The organism is Pseudotenacibaculum haliotis, assembly GCF_042684245.1.
Lineage (GTDB): Bacteria > Bacteroidota > Bacteroidia > Flavobacteriales > Flavobacteriaceae > Polaribacter > Polaribacter haliotis_A.
Genome location: NZ_JBHULH010000003.1, coordinates 339974 through 356668, shown reverse-complemented (window position 1 = coordinate 356668; position 16695 = coordinate 339974). Strand labels below are relative to the sequence as shown.

Below are 16695 nucleotides of genomic sequence, written 5' to 3'. Positions count from 1 at the left end.
GCAGCTTTTTTATTTGGCTTTGTTTACCAAGTATACTCCAAACATAATAATGGCACCTCCTAGCAATTGTAGAAAGCTCAGTTGTTCTCCATCTATAATTCCCCACATTACCGCTACAATTGGAATCAAATAGGTAACAGAAGCCGAAAAAACCGGTGAAGAGATCTGCACCAACTTATTAAACATCACTTTGGCAATTCCGGTTCCTACAACAGACAGAATTGTAATATATCCTAAAGCTGACATAGACTCATCATTCCATTCAAAATCTACATGGAAATCTGTAAAATACAACACTAACAACGCAGGAATAATAAGCAACAAGAAATTCCCGGTTGTAATAGCCAAAGCATTGAGATCGTGTAAGTGCTTTTTAACAATATTCACATTGAAGGCATATCCTACAGATGAAATTACCACCAATGAAGCATACCAGTAATTTTGATCCGGGTTTAAATGTGCTCCTTTTAAAATAAGGATGGTTGTTCCAACCAATCCGATCAAAATCCCGACCAATTGCTTTTTCTTGAAAGCAAAACCAAAGACAATGGCTCCAACAATGAATGTATTAAAAGGCGTCAAAGAGTTTAAGATCGCAGAAATAGAACTATCGATCTTTGTAATGGCAAAAGCAAACAGAAAAGAAGGAAAGAAAGTTCCCAAAACAGCAGTGTAAAATATATATATCCAGTGTTTTTTCTGAATCAACTTTAAACTGTTAAACCCTATTAACAGCAAAAATACCGCTGTGATAATCATTCTTAACGATCCCAGCTGAATGGGAGTTAAACCTATAAGGGATTTCTTAATTAAGATAAACGAACTACCCCAAACTATTGCTAGTATAATCAGATAGAGCCACTTTCTCTGTTGGTTACTCATAGTTGATGTTAAAATCAATGCAAAAGTCCGATAATTCTTCTAAAATCAATCATTTATTACATAAATTTGTACGATCAAAGTATAACAAAAAGCAATTATGAAAATTCGCCATATTATAATCGCAATGCTGGTTGTAACTTTTACAATGAGCTCTTGCAAAAAAGAAGCTGAAAAAAAGGAAGTAACAAATGAGAAAACAGAAGTGCTTGCTGCTGACCTGCAAACTGTTTCTTTGAATATTTCAGGAATGACCTGTGAGATTGGTTGTGCTAAAACAATTCAATCAAAGCTTTCTAAAAAAGAAGGTGTAGCTTCTGCAAAAGTTGTATTTACAGATAGCTTAGCTACAATTGAATTTGACAAAAACAGAACTTCGAAAGAAGATTTGATCTCTTTTATCGGAGGAATTGCCGGAGGAGATTTGTATACTGCTTCTGAAGCAACAGAGGCCGCTTCTAAAAAGTAATTATTTAAACCCATTATAAAGTAAAGGCTTCTGTTTTCAGGAGCCTTTTTTCGTTGTTTTTGAGTTATCTTTGCATAAATTTTCCAGAGATGAAAAAACGGTTTCCTCTTTTCGTTAAAATCACTTTAATAGCTATCTATCTTATCTTCTTGGCCGGGTCTGTTGTTCGAATGACAGGGTCTGGAATGGGATGCCCGGATTGGCCTAAATGTTTTGGTTATTATATCCCTCCAACATCAGAAGATCAGATTACCTGGAAACCGAATACTTCTTTTGAGAAAGGAATGATCATTATCAAAGATGAAGCATTGTATGTTGCTGAAAAAGCTGTGACAACTACTTCTGAGTTCAATAATGACAACTGGGAAAAATATACCAAACACGACTATGCGAAGTTCAACAAGTTTCACACTTGGACAGAATATATCAATCGTTTAACATCTGTTCTTGCAGGAATTCCATTGCTATTAATGCTCATTGGTTCTTTTTCTTTCTGGAAAGAAAAGAAGGCTATTACACTCCTCTCCATTGGAGTCTTTCTTTTATTTGCCTTTGAAGCTTGGCTAGGAAAAACTGTTGTTGATACTAATCTAACACCTATAATTATTACAATACACATGGCGGTTGGACTGGTTATCATTGCATTGTTATTACAATTACGATTCATTCTTACCGAAAAGGACAAAACATATAATTACAACACCGCCTTTAACAGACTATTGATCATTTCTGTGGTATTTTCTTTGATTCAAATTGTAATGGGAACACAAGTTCGCCAGTTTATTGATGAGCAGGTGAAGTTATTTGGTTTTGAAAACAAAGAGTATAGTTTGATGAATCCTAGTTTTAAATTTTACTTCCATCGTTCCTTTACCATTGCCATTGTACTTGTAAACTTAGGAATGTTCTATTTAAATCAGGTGAAAAACTTAGGGTACAAATTGGTAAACTGGATTCTAGCACTATTGTTCATAGAAACCATTACCGGAATCTTAATGTACTATGCAGACTTCCCTATTGGAACTCAAGCTGTTCATTTATTATCAGGAGCATTGTTATTTGGGGTACAGTTCTATCTGTGGTTACAGAGTAGGAAAATAAAAGTGGCAGAGCAGAACTCCTAAGAATTCATACTCTACCACAAGGGAATATAAGCTTAATTCTTTTTCAATATTACTTTAAAAATCACATTGGACGCTCTTGATTTTCTAGGTCCAAAAGTTGCAGGATTGGCATGAAATGCTTCAATTCCTCCGTACACATGTCCTATAACAATATCTCCGTCACCGGCATTTGCTAAATCAATGATCTCTGTTTCTTCTTGTTGCCACTTTCCATTGGCGTCGGTATACCAAGCTTTTGTAAGAGGTAATGAGCTGTTGGCAAAAAGTATGGCCTCCGCTCCATAAAACGGTGCTTTGTTTTGACTACTCTTGTTGAATAAATTATCGGGTTGAATCAACTCATGGCTACTGCTTATAGGATATTGTCCTATGTTGGTTTCTATACGAACAGCCGTGTTAGTAAACCCGGACAAGAATCCGTTCTCTGAGAATTTTCCATCTCCAATACCTCCCAACAAGTACGTATGAGATATGTCGGATGCAGAATCATACAATACAAATGACGGACATGCATATACATTGTAATTATTCTGATTGTACGCTTTGTCTTGTGTAAACAATCTTCCTTCGTTATTTGCCCAACTTGGATGAATGTAGATAGCATCGTTCCAAGCTTGCAAGTTATTGTCGTTTCCAGCTTTAAAAACCCCGGCATAAATGGCTATTCCTTCTTGAATTTTTTGGTTTGCCGGACTCTTGTATATCGCAGGAACTATAGGCTGGTCTCTTCTTCTGAAGTTTGAAAGATCATCTGCAATGGTAGCAGTTGGGTCAATCACATCCGTAATAGGATTTCCAAGACTAATGGTTAATTGATGTAAGGTGTCTTTTGAAATGGTAAAAGGATAGGCTGCATCTTGGTACTTTTGGAAACCAGAACAGTTGTTTCCAAAACAATGCCCGGTAACTGCATAAAAGTTAATTCCTACTTTTAAAAGCTCTGCCCCGGTAACTGCCAGTTGCTTGTTTCTTCCAAATGAAAATAGTTTTGATGCATCAACATTTGCATAATCTCCTTTTACAAGGTTTACTAATGATGGCACGTGTATCTTTCCTACGTGGTCGTAACTGATAAAGTTGTACCCTTTTGCAGCAGTCTTTTGAAAGTTTTGAGGTCCATAACCTCCCACTACATACAAATAATCTCCATCTTGCCTTACCAGTGGATTTGAATTTCTAAAAACACTTTCAAACCCCTGTATTGCTTTGTAGTTATTAGGATACTTACTTTTTAATGTTGCCTTCATATCATCCAAAGAGATTGCTGTTCTTGTGTCTGTACTTACATTGTACACAAAAATGCTATCGTTATAGGATGGTGGAGGAAAAGAAGTATCTGTATAATTTCCTGTCATGTCATGCAATCCTCCATTGTCTTCAGACTGATTGGTTCTTCCTGCAAAGAGTAACCACTCTTCACCATTTACAGCATGAACAAAAGATTGTAGTGATGGTGCATTCTTATTAGCCAAAGAATCTACATAGAGTGTGTATCCAAAATCTGAGGTACTGTTGTCGTTTATGGCTATTCCCGGTTCACAGGAGTAGACCAAAGAAATTCCCAGAAAGAGAACTCCTAATTTTAAGATATAGTTTTTCATGATGGTTAGTTTAATAGTTGACAATACAACAGACTAACTTACATCAATAAGAAGAGATAATAGAGCGTATAAATACCTGATTTTTAGAACACAGAGCTATTCTTCTTTCCACTGCAACGTTTCCATAAGCTTGAGAACGTCTTTTTTAATATGGGCAACAGCAGGAAGTACAGAGTCGTAATTGGGTTTTGTTCTGAAGTACAATGCTCCTTTGATAAAGTGTTTTGTGCTATCTGTTATATGAAACTGTATTTGAGAAGCTGCATTTCCTGTAATTTCATAAAGGGTTCCAAAAACCCTTTTTTTAGCATCGGTATAATCGTTTGAAGAAATCTGTTCTGCTTTGACGGCATGTTTAAAAACTAACCTTTCTGATTCTACCAGCAGCTCTCTCAGATTTCCATCTATGGTTCTATAGGTAACATCTAGAGATGCTTTTAGATTTGGATATTGGATTTTTAACCAGTTTTTTGGCTCATCCTTTACAATAGAATTTTGAGGTACTTCGAAGGAAAATGGTCGCTTAAGTTTTAATGGTTCGTAGCTTGCTTTTTGATACTTTAAGCTAAGAAACCCTTTAGGTTTTGGAAGTGTTTCATTATCGCATGAAGCGAATAAAAAGAATAAAATAATAATACCAATATTACGCATTGCTGTGCCTTGTCACTTTTAATTGTTTGATTCGTTTTCTATCTAAAGCTTCAATGGTAAACGTATAATTATCAAACTTTATTTTCTCACCTATCTTAGGAAATTTTCCTGATACTTCTAAAATGAAACCTGCAATAGTTTCAGACTCTCCTTTTTCTTCTTCAAACTTTTCTTCATCTTCATCATCCAGGATTTTACAAAAATCTTTGATGGTAATTTTTCCGTCAAAAATGTAATTGTTTGCATCAATCTTAGAATAAGCAAGATCATCATCATCAAATTCATCATTGATATCCCCAACAATTTCTTCTATTACATCTTCCAGTGTTACAATTCCACTAGTTCCTCCATATTCATCTACCACAATAGCAAGGTGATTCTTCTTTTCTCTGAAATCATCCAATAAATCGTCTAGCTTTTTGTTTTCAGGAACAAAGAACGGCTCTCTTAATAGCTTTTGCCACTTAAAACTTTTCTTATTTAAATGCGCAAGCAGATCTTTTGCATACAACACTCCTATGATATTATCTATAGAGTCGTGATAGACGGGGTTTCTAGAATATCCATTCTTTAAAATCTTTTTCAGAACCTCTTCATAAGGTTCATCATCAGAGAGTGCAAAAATATCTATTCTAGGCTTCATAATCTGCACTGTTTCTGTGCTTCCAAAGCTCACAATACCTTCTAGTATCTTTTGCTCGTCTTTGGTTGTAGCATCGTCAGAAGTAAGCTCTAATGCTTGCGATAGGGTTTCTACTGAAAAGTTTGAATTGCCATTACCCAAACGCTTCTCGATAACTCCAGTTAAATTGGTTAACAAATAACTTAAAGGTGTAAACAATACGTTCAACACTTTTATCGGTCTCGACATAAATCCGGAAAATCGTAATGATCTTCTAGAGGCATACACTTTGGGCAATACTTCTCCAAATAGCAAGATGAGAGAAGTAACCATAACTACTTCTATAAAGAACCTTAAGGTTGTATTTTCTATATGACCGAAAAAATCTAGATCTGCAAACAGCAATACAATAAGAATATTGATAAAGTTATTTGTGATAAGAATGGTTGCCAGTAACTTTTTTGGCTTCTCTAACAGTTTTACGATCAAACTTTCTCCTTTGGATTCTTCCGATAGTTTATCCAAATCTGTTTGAGACAGTGAGAAAAAGGCAACTTCAGTTCCTGAGATGAGAGCGGAAGTAATCAATAACAACAACAGAACAACCATTTCTATGATTTCCATTGTTTCAGGAATTGCTAAAAGAATAAATAAAGGTTCAGGATCAGGGTCCAATTTCTAGAGTTTGGTTCGACTTAAAATGGTAAATCATCATCTTCTTCAATAACAGATTTAGATCCTTCTGTCGCTTGAGATTGATGTGTTGTATTAGAAGGAGTTGGAGCTCCTGCTTCATTTTTGGAAGATAAAAAGGTCATATTTGTTACATGTATTTCTGTCGTGTAACGTTTTTGTCCGTCTTGCTCCCACTGACGGGTTTTGATACGCCCTTCACAATATACCTTATCTCCTTTAGAAAGGTATTTTTCACATGTTTCAGCAAGCTTGTTTCTCACAACAATATTGTGCCATTCTGTGGTACTAACTCTTTCTCCCGTTTGTCTATTTGTATAGGTTTCATTGGTAGCAATAGGAAATCTTCCGATAGAATTTCCTCCTTCGAAATAATTCATCTTTACCTCATCACCTAAATGGCCGATTAAAATAACTTTATTGATTGTTCCTGACATAGCTTGGAATTGATTATCATATCAAATGTACTAAAAAAAATTGTGTGATTTTTTATTAAAGTCTTCTATAAAATTTGAGATCAAAACCGGAACCGGATATTTCTCTATGTCGTACCAATGAATAGTAGCCTTTGTATTTTCTTTTAGTTTGATGATCCAAAAACGTGTGTGCAAATGTTGATGCGAAAGTTTGTGAACAATAGCATCCTTATTATATAGTTGGATTTTACTTTTTGAAGGAACTTTTTGTTGAAAAGCCTCCATTGTAATTAATGTGCTTTCTGCTACTTCCTTTGCTGTTTCTATCAATGGAAACTGATACATTCCTTGCCAAATTCCTTTCCCTTTACGTTCTTCCAGTTCTGTTGTTCCGTCTTCCGTTACAAAAACTAAATAATTAAAGAATCTATTTTTGATCTTTATTTTCTTCTCCTTAATAGGTAAGATCTTTGTAAGTCCTTTTTCATTGGCGACACAACTATTGTTTATTGGACATTCTTCACAATTGGGGTTTTGGGGTTTGCATTGTAAGGATCCAAAATCCATAATCGCTTGATTAAATGTTCCCGGTTGTTCTACATCAATCATAGATTGTGCTAAGGCTTTGAACTCTTTTATCCCTTTAGTACTATTAATAGGTGTATGTATTCCAAAGTATCGTGCCAGAACTCTATATACATTTCCATCTACAACAGCTGTAGGTTCATCAAAACAAATAGATGCAATTGCCGATGCTGTATAATCTCCTACTCCTTTTAATTTGAGTAATTCTTTATATGTTGACGGAAAAACTCCTTGAAGATCTTGTGTTATATATTTTGCGGTAAAATGGAGGTTTCTAGCTCTTGAATAATACCCCAATCCTTGCCACATTTTAAGAACGGTAGATTCTTCTGCGTTTGCCAAGTTTTCTACCTTAGGAAATGCCTCTGAAAACTTGAGATAATAACTCAATCCTTGAGCAATTCGGGTTTGCTGCAACATAATTTCTGAAAGCCAAACCAAATAAGGGTCTTTGGTTTTACGCCAAGGGAGCTCTCGATTGTTTTGTAAGTACCAGTAAATTAATGTGTTAGAAAAATTCATTGAAATTTTTTACAAAAGCAAACTTACGTCTTAAAATTGACATAAATTTATTCGATTCCTTTTACGGAATCGATTAATTATCATATATTTGCCACCGCATTTTTTAGAAAATAATAACTTAAAATATAGTAACATGACGAAAGCAGATATTGTATCGAAAATCTCGGACAAATCAGGAATTGAAAAAGCAGATGTATTAGCAACCGTTGAGGCATTTATGTCAGAGGTTAAAGATGCTTTAGAAAATGGCGATAACGTATATTTAAGAGGTTTTGGTAGTTTTATCATCAAAACTAGAGCGGAGAAAACAGGAAGAAATATTTCTAAAAACACTACTATTAAGATCCCAGCTCACAATATTCCAGCTTTTAAACCAGCTAAGACTTTTACTGAAGGAGTAAAAAACAAAGTGGTTGTAAAGTAATTAATACGAACCTAAATCGTAAGATTTAAAAAACATTAGACAGTTATGCCAAGTGGTAAAAAAAGAAAGAGATCGAAAATCTCTACACACAAACGCAAGAAAAGAGCTAGAGCTAACAGACATAAGAAAAAGTAAGGTCTGACCCTTACTTTTTCTTTTTAGCGACTAGCCAAAAAACGTTCATTGAAATAGAGGTGTTTATTCTGCAGAAAGCAGAAGCCTCGCATGGTATTAAAAATACCTGTACAATTTAATCCATCGTACAGCAACGTAGCTGTATGGTATAAAACCATTTCAGTATGAAAACAGAATTAATTATTCGTTCGAATTCATCTGATATTGATTTTGCCTTACTAAAAGATGGAAAACTTATAGAACTCAACAAAGAGACAAGTGACAACAAATTTTCTGTTGGCGATATATTTTTAGCCAAAATAGGAAAAGTGTTGCCGGGCTTAAATGCAGCCTTTGTGAATGTTGGATATCCGAAAGACGGATTTTTACATTATCACGATCTAGGTGCACAAGTTCAATCTCTAAACAAGTTTATTAAGAAAGTAAGCACAGGTAGGTACAAAGAATTTACTTTAAAAAACTTTCGTTTTGAAAAAGACATCAATAAAGACGGAAGTATTAATGATGTACTAAAATCAGGTCAAAATTTATTAGTACAAATTGTAAAAGAGCCCATTTCCACCAAAGGCCCCAGATTAAGCTCAGAACTTTCAATAGCAGGGAGGTATTTGGTACTGGTTCCTTTTTCTGATCGAATTTCTGTATCGCAAAAGATTGCAGACCCAAAGGAAAAGGATCGATTAAAAAGATTAGCTAAAAGCATCAAACCCAAAGGTTTTGGTGTTATTTTAAGAACTGTTGCAGAAGGAAAAAAAGTAGCAGAACTTGACAAAGATTTACAAAATTCACTAGGACGATGGAAAAGCCTATGTAAACATATAGCAAACACTAACACTCCAACAAAGATCTTAAGTGAATTAAACAGAGCATCTTCTATTTTGAGAGATGTGATGAACGATTCTTTTACAAATATTGTTACCAACGATGAAACTCTTAAACTAGAAATTAAAGAGTATTTACAAGAGATCTATCCTGAAAAGGAAAACATTGTAAGACTTCACAGATCTAAAGTTCCTATTTTCGAGAAATATGGAATAGAACGTCAAATAAAGACATCCTTCGGAAAAACAGTTTCCATGAGTAAAGGAGCTTATTTGGTAATTGAACACACAGAAGCCTTACACGTTATTGATGTAAATAGTGGTAACCGTTCTAACAAAGCCGGATCACAAGAAGAAACTGCATTAGAAGTTAACCTAATTGCTGCCACAGAAATTGCCAGACAGTTGCAATTAAGAGATATGGGAGGAATTATTGTTGTTGACTTTATAGACATGCACAGTCCTGAAAACAGGAACAAATTGTATCAGCATTTGAAAGAACAAATGGCCTTTGACAGAACCAAACATAAAATACTACCGCCTAGTAAATTTGGGTTGGTACAAATTACCCGTCAAAGAGTCAGACCTGAATTAAGTATAAAAACAACAGAACCAAATCCTAATGCCAATGGAGAAGTAGAAGCTCCTATTGTCATTGTAGATAAGATTGAAGCAGAATTAGAGCGATTAGTTTCTAATCCAAAGAATAAAAAGGTTGAATTGAACGTGCATCCTTTTGTTGCTTCCTATCTTACCAAAGGAATATCATCAATTCGTTTTAGATGGTACCTAAAACACAAAAAGTGGATTCAAGTTATACCTAGAGATGCTTACAGATATTTACAGTACAAGTTTAAAGTACGTAAGTAAGGCATTTGTATATCAAAAATAAAACCCGCATTGTTTCCAATGCGGGTTTTTCTTTTTTAAACGTTTGTGTTTTGCTATATCATTTGTTAACAGCTACCTTGGTGTCTTCTTTCCAGGTACTAACGGAAGCAATTACATTGTTTTCATAGTTAATCTGACGTAAGATATTCTTCTTCCACTGAAACCAAGTTCCAACTTTCTTTCCGCCTTTATAATAACCTACAGCAATCTTATTTCCTTGCTTATCAAACTCTGTCCATTGTCCTGTTAACTTAAGATCTTTGAAAAACCCTTGTTTATGAACCGTACCATCTTCATAGTAGTAAGTTGCTTTCACTAAGTCTCCCACTGCTTCATATGTTGGCTCTTTGTCTTGTGCTTGCACTAACGAAACTGCTAATAAACAAGCAATAGCTAATAACTTTTTCATGTCTTATTCGGGTTTTAGTTAACAATTATATTACAAATATAACCAAAAATTTACGTTAAACAAACTTTCGATTAACATTCACTTAACATTAAGTTAACATTAGAACCAGAAGCCTAAATTGAAAAGCCAATATTTCTCTTTGTTTTCGGGAGACCAACTGTATTTTAACTCTATTGGTCCTAAACGGGTGTCTAGACTATACCCTATAGCATATCCGGAGAGTACATCTTCAAAAAGATCACGACCATCACTAAACACATTCTCATCAACTCTACCGTAATTAGCTAAAAAAGTAGCATAATGGTTTTGCCCCACTCGATACCTGAACGAGAACTCAGAACGCAAGAATGATTTTCCGGATATCTGTGCAAATTCATATCCATAAAAAGGTCGGAAGGTGTTGATGTAATTTTGATTGTATCCTCCTAAATAATAATCAAACACTGTGGATTCCGGGTTTTCAAAAGTAAATCCGGCATCATTGGTATATTGGAAGGTAAGTTTATCAAAGAAGGTAGTTGCAAAGCCTACACGTCCTCCTAATTGCATAAATGATTTAAAATTATCTAAATGGTCAGAAGACCAGGCATACCATTTTCCTCCTACATCAGCATAGAATCCTTTTGTAGGGAACGATTTCTTATCATAGGTATCTAACTTCAAATAGGTAGAAAAGTTTACGTAATTGCTATTATCAAAGACCACCTGACTATCATTTTGTCCTGTGAGGGTTTCGGTTGTGATCTGTAAATTCTTGATCTCTGCTCCAAACCCTAAAGCAAACTTCCTACTAAAGGTTGTTTGAATAAATACCTCATTGGTAAAATCTGTGTAATTCAGTTCTATTTTATTGATTGTAGGATTGTCTTCTGTATTGAATCTCGTATTGGTTTTAAAATGGTTGTATCTAGACTTTAGTCCGTAACTGGTATAAAAACCATTGTCTACAAAGTAATTGAGGTTGTATCGGATTCGATCTCCTAAGATCATATCAACAGAAAGCTCATCGTTCTTGATTAACAATCGTTTATGGATAAAGGTTGCCAGTAAAGCCGATTGATATAATTCATCGTAATGAGCTCCCAAACTTATACTGGTCTTTTGTTTCTTTTCTATCACATAGAAATGCAACTTTCCACCCTTGATCTCGTAATTGATTCTATCATAATTATCTGTAGTTGCTAAAAAGTTAATACGTCGGGTTAACTCTTTTCTGTTGATCTTATCTCCAACCCTAATCTTTAGTTTACCTCTTACAAAAGCAGGTGTGTAATTCTCTGCACCAAAAACTTTTATTTCTTTGATTACAAAAGGTTCGTCTACCATTTTTATCAAAGACCTATCTTTCTTTTGCTTCTGTAGCTTAGCAATACTATCGAAAACCTTTCGATATTTTTTTCCTGCTTTGTCTCCTTCAGACATAATACCGGCACTCTTATTAAAATCTACTACAGTAAATTCAGAAATATCCGGTTTGATATATACATCACAATCTTCTTCTCCTTTTTTACTCTGTTCGTAAATGTCATAGCTCACGATCTGATTCAAAATCTTCACCACAGAGTTTAATTCATCTCTTTTGATCAACTCACTTTGCACATCAACTCCGATGATAATATCCAGCCCTTTCTCTTTCATGATATCTGAAGGAAAGTTATTGGCAATTCCTCCATCCAACAACAAATGTCCATCCATATCAACCGGATTCAATAAGGTTGGGAATGATCCACTGGCACGTAATGCTAAAGGTAAAGATCCTTTTTCCAGCATTACCATTTGTCCGGTTTCTGCATCAGTGGCAACACAAAAGAAAGGAATGGGTAATTTTTTAAAATCAGTGATCGTATCTACATGTGATAATACATAGTTGAATAGATCCAATACATTTTGCCCTTTAGAAACGGCTCTGGGCAATCCTATTCCCTTTTTGGTAAATGGTAGAGTAATGGCATGTTTTTCTCCAAATTCTTTATCAAAAAAGGGCTTAGCGCTTCTGGGAAGCACATCTTGCAATACATTTTCTAGATTGATGGAGTCTACAATCCTTTCTATTTGTACTCCTGAATATCCTGCCGAGTACAAACCTCCTATGATTGCTCCCATACTGGTTCCTCCAATATAATCGATCTGTAAACCTGCCTTATCAATCTCTTTTAAAACACCAACGTGTGCCAATCCCTTTGCTCCACCGCCACTTAGAACCAAACCTACTTTAGGCTGCTTCTTTTGCGCTAAGCTTAGCAAGGGTATAAACAGGATGATCAAAAATATTTTCTTCATTTCTTTTTTCATTCATCCTGCAAGGCAGGATTACTTTTTAGCAGTGTTATAATACTGAAATATCTTTTGGGCTCTCGATTCGCCAACCACTTCTTTCAGTTCTTCAAAGGTAGCGCTTTTCACACGCTTGGCTGATTTAAATTTACGTAACAAAGACGTTATGGTTTGTTTGCCTACATCCGGAATTTGCTCTAACTCAGATTGTATAGCACTCTTACTTCTCTTGTTGCGGTGAAACGTGATTCCAAAACGATGCGCTTCATTTCGTAAATGCTGAATGATCTTTAGGGTCTCCGATTTCTTATCTAAATACATCGGAATAGAATCTCCCGGATAATAAATTTCTTCCAATCGTTTAGCAATTCCAATGATGGCAATCTTTCCACGTAATCCTAACACATCCAAACTTTTTAATGCAGAAGAGAGCTGTCCTTTTCCTCCATCAATAATAATTAACTGTGGTAAAGATTCTCCTTCAGAAAGCAGTCTTTTATATCTTCTATACACTACCTCTTCCATAGACGCAAAATCGTCAGGTCCTTCCACTGTTTTGATATTAAAATGGCGATATTCTTTCTTGCTCGGCTTTCCGTTCTTAAATACCACACAAGCTGCTACAGGATGTGTTCCTTGAATATTTGAATTGTCAAAACACTCAATATGTCTAGGCTCTTCAGAAAGTCTCAGATCTTTTTGCATCTGAGTCATGATTCTTTTCACATGTCTGTCAGGATCAACGATTTTTATTTGTTTGAATTGTTCTTGACGGTAATATTTTGCATTTCGCTCAGATAATTCTACAATTCGTTTTTTATCTCCCAGCTTTGGCACCGTAACTTTTACGTTATCCCCTAAGTCAACCTCAAATGGCACGTAGATTTCTTTAGATACTGAGTTGAATCGTTGTCGAATCTCCACAATTGCCAGTTCCAGCATTTCTTTATCTGTCTCATCCAACTTCTTTTTTATTTCGGTTGTATGAGATTGAATAATGGCTCCGTTGGCAATCTTAAAGAAGTTTATATACCCATAGCTTTCATCAGAAATAATAGAAAAAACATCTACGTTGTTGATGGTTGGATTCACTATGGTAGATTTTGCTTGGTAGTTGGATAACAACGATACCTTTTCTTTGATTTTTTGCGCTTCTTCAAACTCCATCTTTTCAGCAAAAGACATCATTAACTTTTCAAAAGCTTCCAAACTTTGTTTAAAGTTTCCTTTGATGATGTTTCGAATGGCCTTGATGGTCTCATTATAACTGGTTTCTGTTTGTAAATTCTCACAAGGCCCTAAACAGTTTCCTAAATGATATTCTAAACACACCTTATACTTTCCGGCATCTATCTTTTCTTGACTTAGGTCGTATGTACAGGTACGTAAAGGATAGAGTTCTCGAATTAGATCCAACAATGCTTTTACAGTTCTTACATTGGTATACGGCCCAAAATATTCCGATCCGTCTTTCACCACATTTCTCGTCATAAACACTCTTGGGAAACGCTCTTTTTTGATACAAATCCACGGATAGGTTTTGTCATCTTTCAACATGATGTTGTATCGTGGTTGATACTTCTTGATGAGGTTGTTTTCTAACAACAAGGCATCTGTTTCTGAATTGACAACAATATGCTTTATAGACACGATCTTCTTAACCAATACTCGAGTCTTGGCGTTCTCATGATTCTTGGTAAAATAGGAAGCAACTCTTTTTTTTAAGTTCTTGGCCTTTCCTACATACAGGATTTGATCTTCCTTATCGTAATACTGATAGACTCCCGGAGCATCGGGTAGGGTTTTGATCTGAACTTCTAGTGCTGTAGGCATACAACGAAAATACCACTTTTACAGGAATGTATCAATGCGAAAAAAGCGAATAAAGATTTGATTCTGTATTTAACATAATTTATCTTCTTCTCCCCATTTTTGGGTAGCCAGAAAAGAGTAGGTAAAAATACCTGTTTTTTAATTTTCTTAACACCTATAAATTAAAAACCCTCTATTTTTAGGCTTCCTTTCAAATAAGTCTAACTAAAATTTTAAAAACATGGGTTACGAAAACAAACAAATCACATTAGAACAAGCCGTTGCATGGACGGAAAAGTGGAGAGAAACATGTCCTCACAATTGTAAAGCCTTTTTAATTCCTGTACAGGACTTAGTAGGTGTCTTAAAAGAAATTGGAGTAATCAAGGAAGCCGGAAAAACCGGTTTGTTTGTAGTAGACGAACAAACACCCAACGGAGTGCGTGCATACATGGCCATTGATGAAAATGAGAAAGCCGGAGGGGGTGAAAAGATCATTTTGTTAGGAACTGAACCTCAAATTGATTATGATAAAAAGAAGATCGTTCAAAGAGATATTATCAACGGAAAATTAGATAATAAAGGGCATTATATAGATCCAAAGAATGTTGGCTTATCTGATGATGAGATCAATACAGGTATTTATGATTTTTCTGAACCTTGCCCCGATTGGTGCGATGATAAAAGCCCTCTAAATGGTTATTAGTGAATTCTTTAGAGGCATTGCATATTTTGGGTATCTAATTTTAGCAATAAACACTATTATTTATTTTAAAAGCTATCGTGGAAAATCGATAGCTTTTAAAATATTTACTTTTTATCTTTTATTTTGTCTAATTATTCAACTAACTACTAGTGCTGTTAGATTAATTGGTGAGGAAAATATCTTCTTGTCTCACTATTATTTTGTCGGGCAATTCATTTTAATAAGTATATTCTACAGAAACTTACTTAAAAAGTATATCTACAAAAACTTGGTCTTAGTGTTAATGCTTTTGGTCTCTACTTTTTTAATCATTTTCTATATAAAGTACCCTGACAGGTATTTTAGATTTAATATTATTGAAATTGTCATCACTTCTGTCCCTATTCTTACATATTGTTTTCTTTTTTTACTCCAAAAAATAGATCACCCTGAAAAAAAATATGTCTATATAAGTTCAGGGATCTTATTATATTTATTATGTAGTACTTTACTATTTGTTTCCGGAAATATAGAAGCTTCTATCAAACGTTATATTTGGTATTCAAATGTTATACTATATCTTGTTTACCAAATCTTAATCTTCATAGATTGGTATAAAAACTTCCGTAAAAAAGAGCTTTCTTCTTAAGAGTTTTAAAAACAACAGCCACCTCTTTTTCAATTATTTACATTTTTTAGTACCTTAGCTCCCCAGCAAAATCAACCAACCCATGAAGACAAAACAATTGTTACTCGCTCTTTTTGCACTCATCGTAGTGGCAGCCTGTACTGAACAGGATGGCGAGCTTCCTGGAACCTCCCCTGTAAATAACATTGTTGATCTTAAAAAAAACTGGCAAAACAGTTCTTTGGATAACGACTTCTTTGATCAGCAGGCAAAAGTTTCCCATTACAACTTCGAAAAAAGAGATATCAATAATGCTTTGAGAATTCGAAATGTGGCTGCTTTTCGTTTTGTGTTAGGTTTGGTGGAAAATGAACTTCAAGTGGTAATGGTTGGTGTGGATGAAAAAGGAAAAGAGATTTTAAAGATATTTTCAAACCCATACAAAGGAAATGCATACAAAGATGCTATTCGCAGTCTTAAAGAAAGCTCTTTTACGTACGAAACAGAACGTATAAATCATCCTGTTATAGGAGGTCATTTGTTGCCTTATTCTAAGGTATATGAATATTTACACAGGTGGGAAACTGCCTTACCTACCAAAAACATCGAAGAGATGATCTCTGATGAAGGTATTCGTTATCGTTACTTTACCATGAAAAGAGAGTTAATGATGGAGATGATCTCCAAAACACAAGTATCTTGCATTGCTCTGTTTTTTGGCTTGAACGATCGTAGCGAACTAACTACTGTATTTTTACAAAAAGATGGTTTGAATCAGCTAATTCTTCAAAACGAAAAATATCCATTAAAAAGTGGTGAAGCTATAGATTTTATAAAACCTTGTCCTACTGACTGTGGTTCTATAGAATAGTACTTTTTTCCCTTTCTTTTTAGCTCTAAAAAAACGAATTCAGGAACCAAACCACTTGTTTTACAGATAAATACCGTTTTATTTCCTTCTAAATCCCCGTAAAACTACCTATTTTTTTTACCTATGTTAAGAGATTTGTGAGAATCTATACCTCTTTTTTGTATCTTCGGATACAATCAACCC

15 protein-coding genes are annotated in these 16695 nt (G+C 34.8%); 6 read left to right on the top strand and 9 right to left on the bottom strand.

All coding sequences use genetic code 11. From position 1 onward, the window contains the following. Window positions 1–9: 9 nt before the first annotated feature. The gene (locus ACFSRZ_RS07240; protein ID WP_379665873.1) at window positions 10–882 is read right to left on the bottom strand and encodes a DMT family transporter; all 873 of its coding nucleotides are present in this window, start codon (window positions 880–882) and stop codon (window positions 10–12) included. Window positions 883–1027: 145 nt separating this feature from the next. Here ACFSRZ_RS07240 and ACFSRZ_RS07235 point away from each other — a divergent pair, with 145 nt between their 5' ends. After that, entirely contained in the window at window positions 1028–1348 is a 321-nt protein-coding gene (locus ACFSRZ_RS07235; protein ID WP_379665872.1) for a cation transporter, read from the top strand. Window positions 1349–1437: 89 nt separating this feature from the next. Further along, the gene (locus tag ACFSRZ_RS07230) at window positions 1438–2472 is read left to right on the top strand and encodes a COX15/CtaA family protein (RefSeq protein WP_379665871.1); all 1035 of its coding nucleotides are present in this window, start codon (window positions 1438–1440) and stop codon (window positions 2470–2472) included. Between the two features lie 32 nt (window positions 2473–2504). On the opposite strand, the gene ACFSRZ_RS07225 is transcribed toward ACFSRZ_RS07230, so the two are convergent. The 5 genes from ACFSRZ_RS07225 to mutY all read right to left on the bottom strand — a co-directional run bounded on the left by ACFSRZ_RS07225 (window position 2505) and on the right by mutY (window position 7562). Beyond that, window positions 2505–4073, bottom strand: coding sequence for a hypothetical protein (locus tag ACFSRZ_RS07225; protein WP_379665870.1), 1569 nt, complete (start codon window positions 4071–4073; stop codon window positions 2505–2507). Window positions 4074–4169: 96 nt separating this feature from the next. Then, on the bottom strand, window positions 4170–4724 hold the full coding sequence (gene gldD, locus ACFSRZ_RS07220) for a gliding motility lipoprotein GldD (protein WP_379665869.1): 555 nt from the start codon (window positions 4722–4724) through the stop codon (window positions 4170–4172). Further along, a complete protein-coding gene (gene gldE / locus ACFSRZ_RS07215; RefSeq protein ID WP_379665868.1) occupies window positions 4717–6021 on the bottom strand; it encodes a gliding motility-associated protein GldE in 1305 nt (434 codons plus the stop codon). Before gldE ends, gldD begins: the two co-directional genes overlap by 8 nt. Window positions 6022–6041: 20 nt before the next feature. Then, entirely contained in the window at window positions 6042–6476 is a 435-nt protein-coding gene (locus ACFSRZ_RS07210) for a single-stranded DNA-binding protein (protein ID WP_379665867.1), read from the bottom strand. A 30-nt stretch (window positions 6477–6506) separates the two neighbouring features. Continuing rightward, window positions 6507–7562 (bottom strand): A/G-specific adenine glycosylase, encoded by a 1056-nt coding sequence (mutY, locus tag ACFSRZ_RS07205; protein ID WP_379665866.1) that lies wholly within the window; start codon window positions 7560–7562, stop codon window positions 6507–6509. Between the two features lie 133 nt (window positions 7563–7695). On the opposite strand from mutY, the gene ACFSRZ_RS07200 reads away from it, so the two are divergent. Both ACFSRZ_RS07200 and ACFSRZ_RS07195 read left to right on the top strand, forming a co-directional pair. Continuing rightward, window positions 7696–7986 carry an HU family DNA-binding protein gene (locus tag ACFSRZ_RS07200; protein ID WP_379665865.1) on the top strand — a complete coding sequence of 97 codons (291 nt, stop codon included), beginning with the start codon at window positions 7696–7698 and terminating at the stop codon, window positions 7984–7986. A 299-nt stretch (window positions 7987–8285) separates the two neighbouring features. Continuing rightward, window positions 8286–9812, top strand: coding sequence for an Rne/Rng family ribonuclease (locus ACFSRZ_RS07195; protein ID WP_379665864.1), 1527 nt, complete (start codon window positions 8286–8288; stop codon window positions 9810–9812). A 79-nt stretch (window positions 9813–9891) separates the two neighbouring features. Here ACFSRZ_RS07195 and ACFSRZ_RS07190 read toward each other — a convergent pair whose 3' ends face one another. The 3 genes from ACFSRZ_RS07190 to uvrC form a co-directional block, all read right to left on the bottom strand. Continuing rightward, a complete protein-coding gene (locus ACFSRZ_RS07190) occupies window positions 9892–10242 on the bottom strand; it encodes a toxin-antitoxin system YwqK family antitoxin (protein ID WP_379665863.1) in 351 nt (116 codons plus the stop codon). Between the two features lie 99 nt (window positions 10243–10341). Beyond that, entirely contained in the window at window positions 10342–12522 is a 2181-nt protein-coding gene (locus ACFSRZ_RS07185) for a patatin-like phospholipase family protein (RefSeq protein ID WP_379665862.1), read from the bottom strand. A 30-nt stretch (window positions 12523–12552) separates the two neighbouring features. Continuing rightward, window positions 12553–14349, bottom strand: a complete 1797-nt coding sequence (gene uvrC / locus ACFSRZ_RS07180) for an excinuclease ABC subunit UvrC (RefSeq protein ID WP_379665861.1) — start codon at window positions 14347–14349, stop codon at window positions 12553–12555. Between the two features lie 220 nt (window positions 14350–14569). Here uvrC and ACFSRZ_RS07175 point away from each other — a divergent pair, with 220 nt between their 5' ends. Both ACFSRZ_RS07175 and ACFSRZ_RS07170 read left to right on the top strand, forming a co-directional pair. Further along, window positions 14570–15034 carry a hypothetical protein gene (locus ACFSRZ_RS07175; RefSeq protein WP_379665860.1) on the top strand — a complete coding sequence of 155 codons (465 nt, stop codon included), beginning with the start codon at window positions 14570–14572 and terminating at the stop codon, window positions 15032–15034. 710 nt (window positions 15035–15744) lie between these two features. Beyond that, window positions 15745–16512 carry a hypothetical protein gene (locus tag ACFSRZ_RS07170; RefSeq protein ID WP_379665859.1) on the top strand — a complete coding sequence of 256 codons (768 nt, stop codon included), beginning with the start codon at window positions 15745–15747 and terminating at the stop codon, window positions 16510–16512. Window positions 16513–16695: the final 183 nt, after the last annotated feature.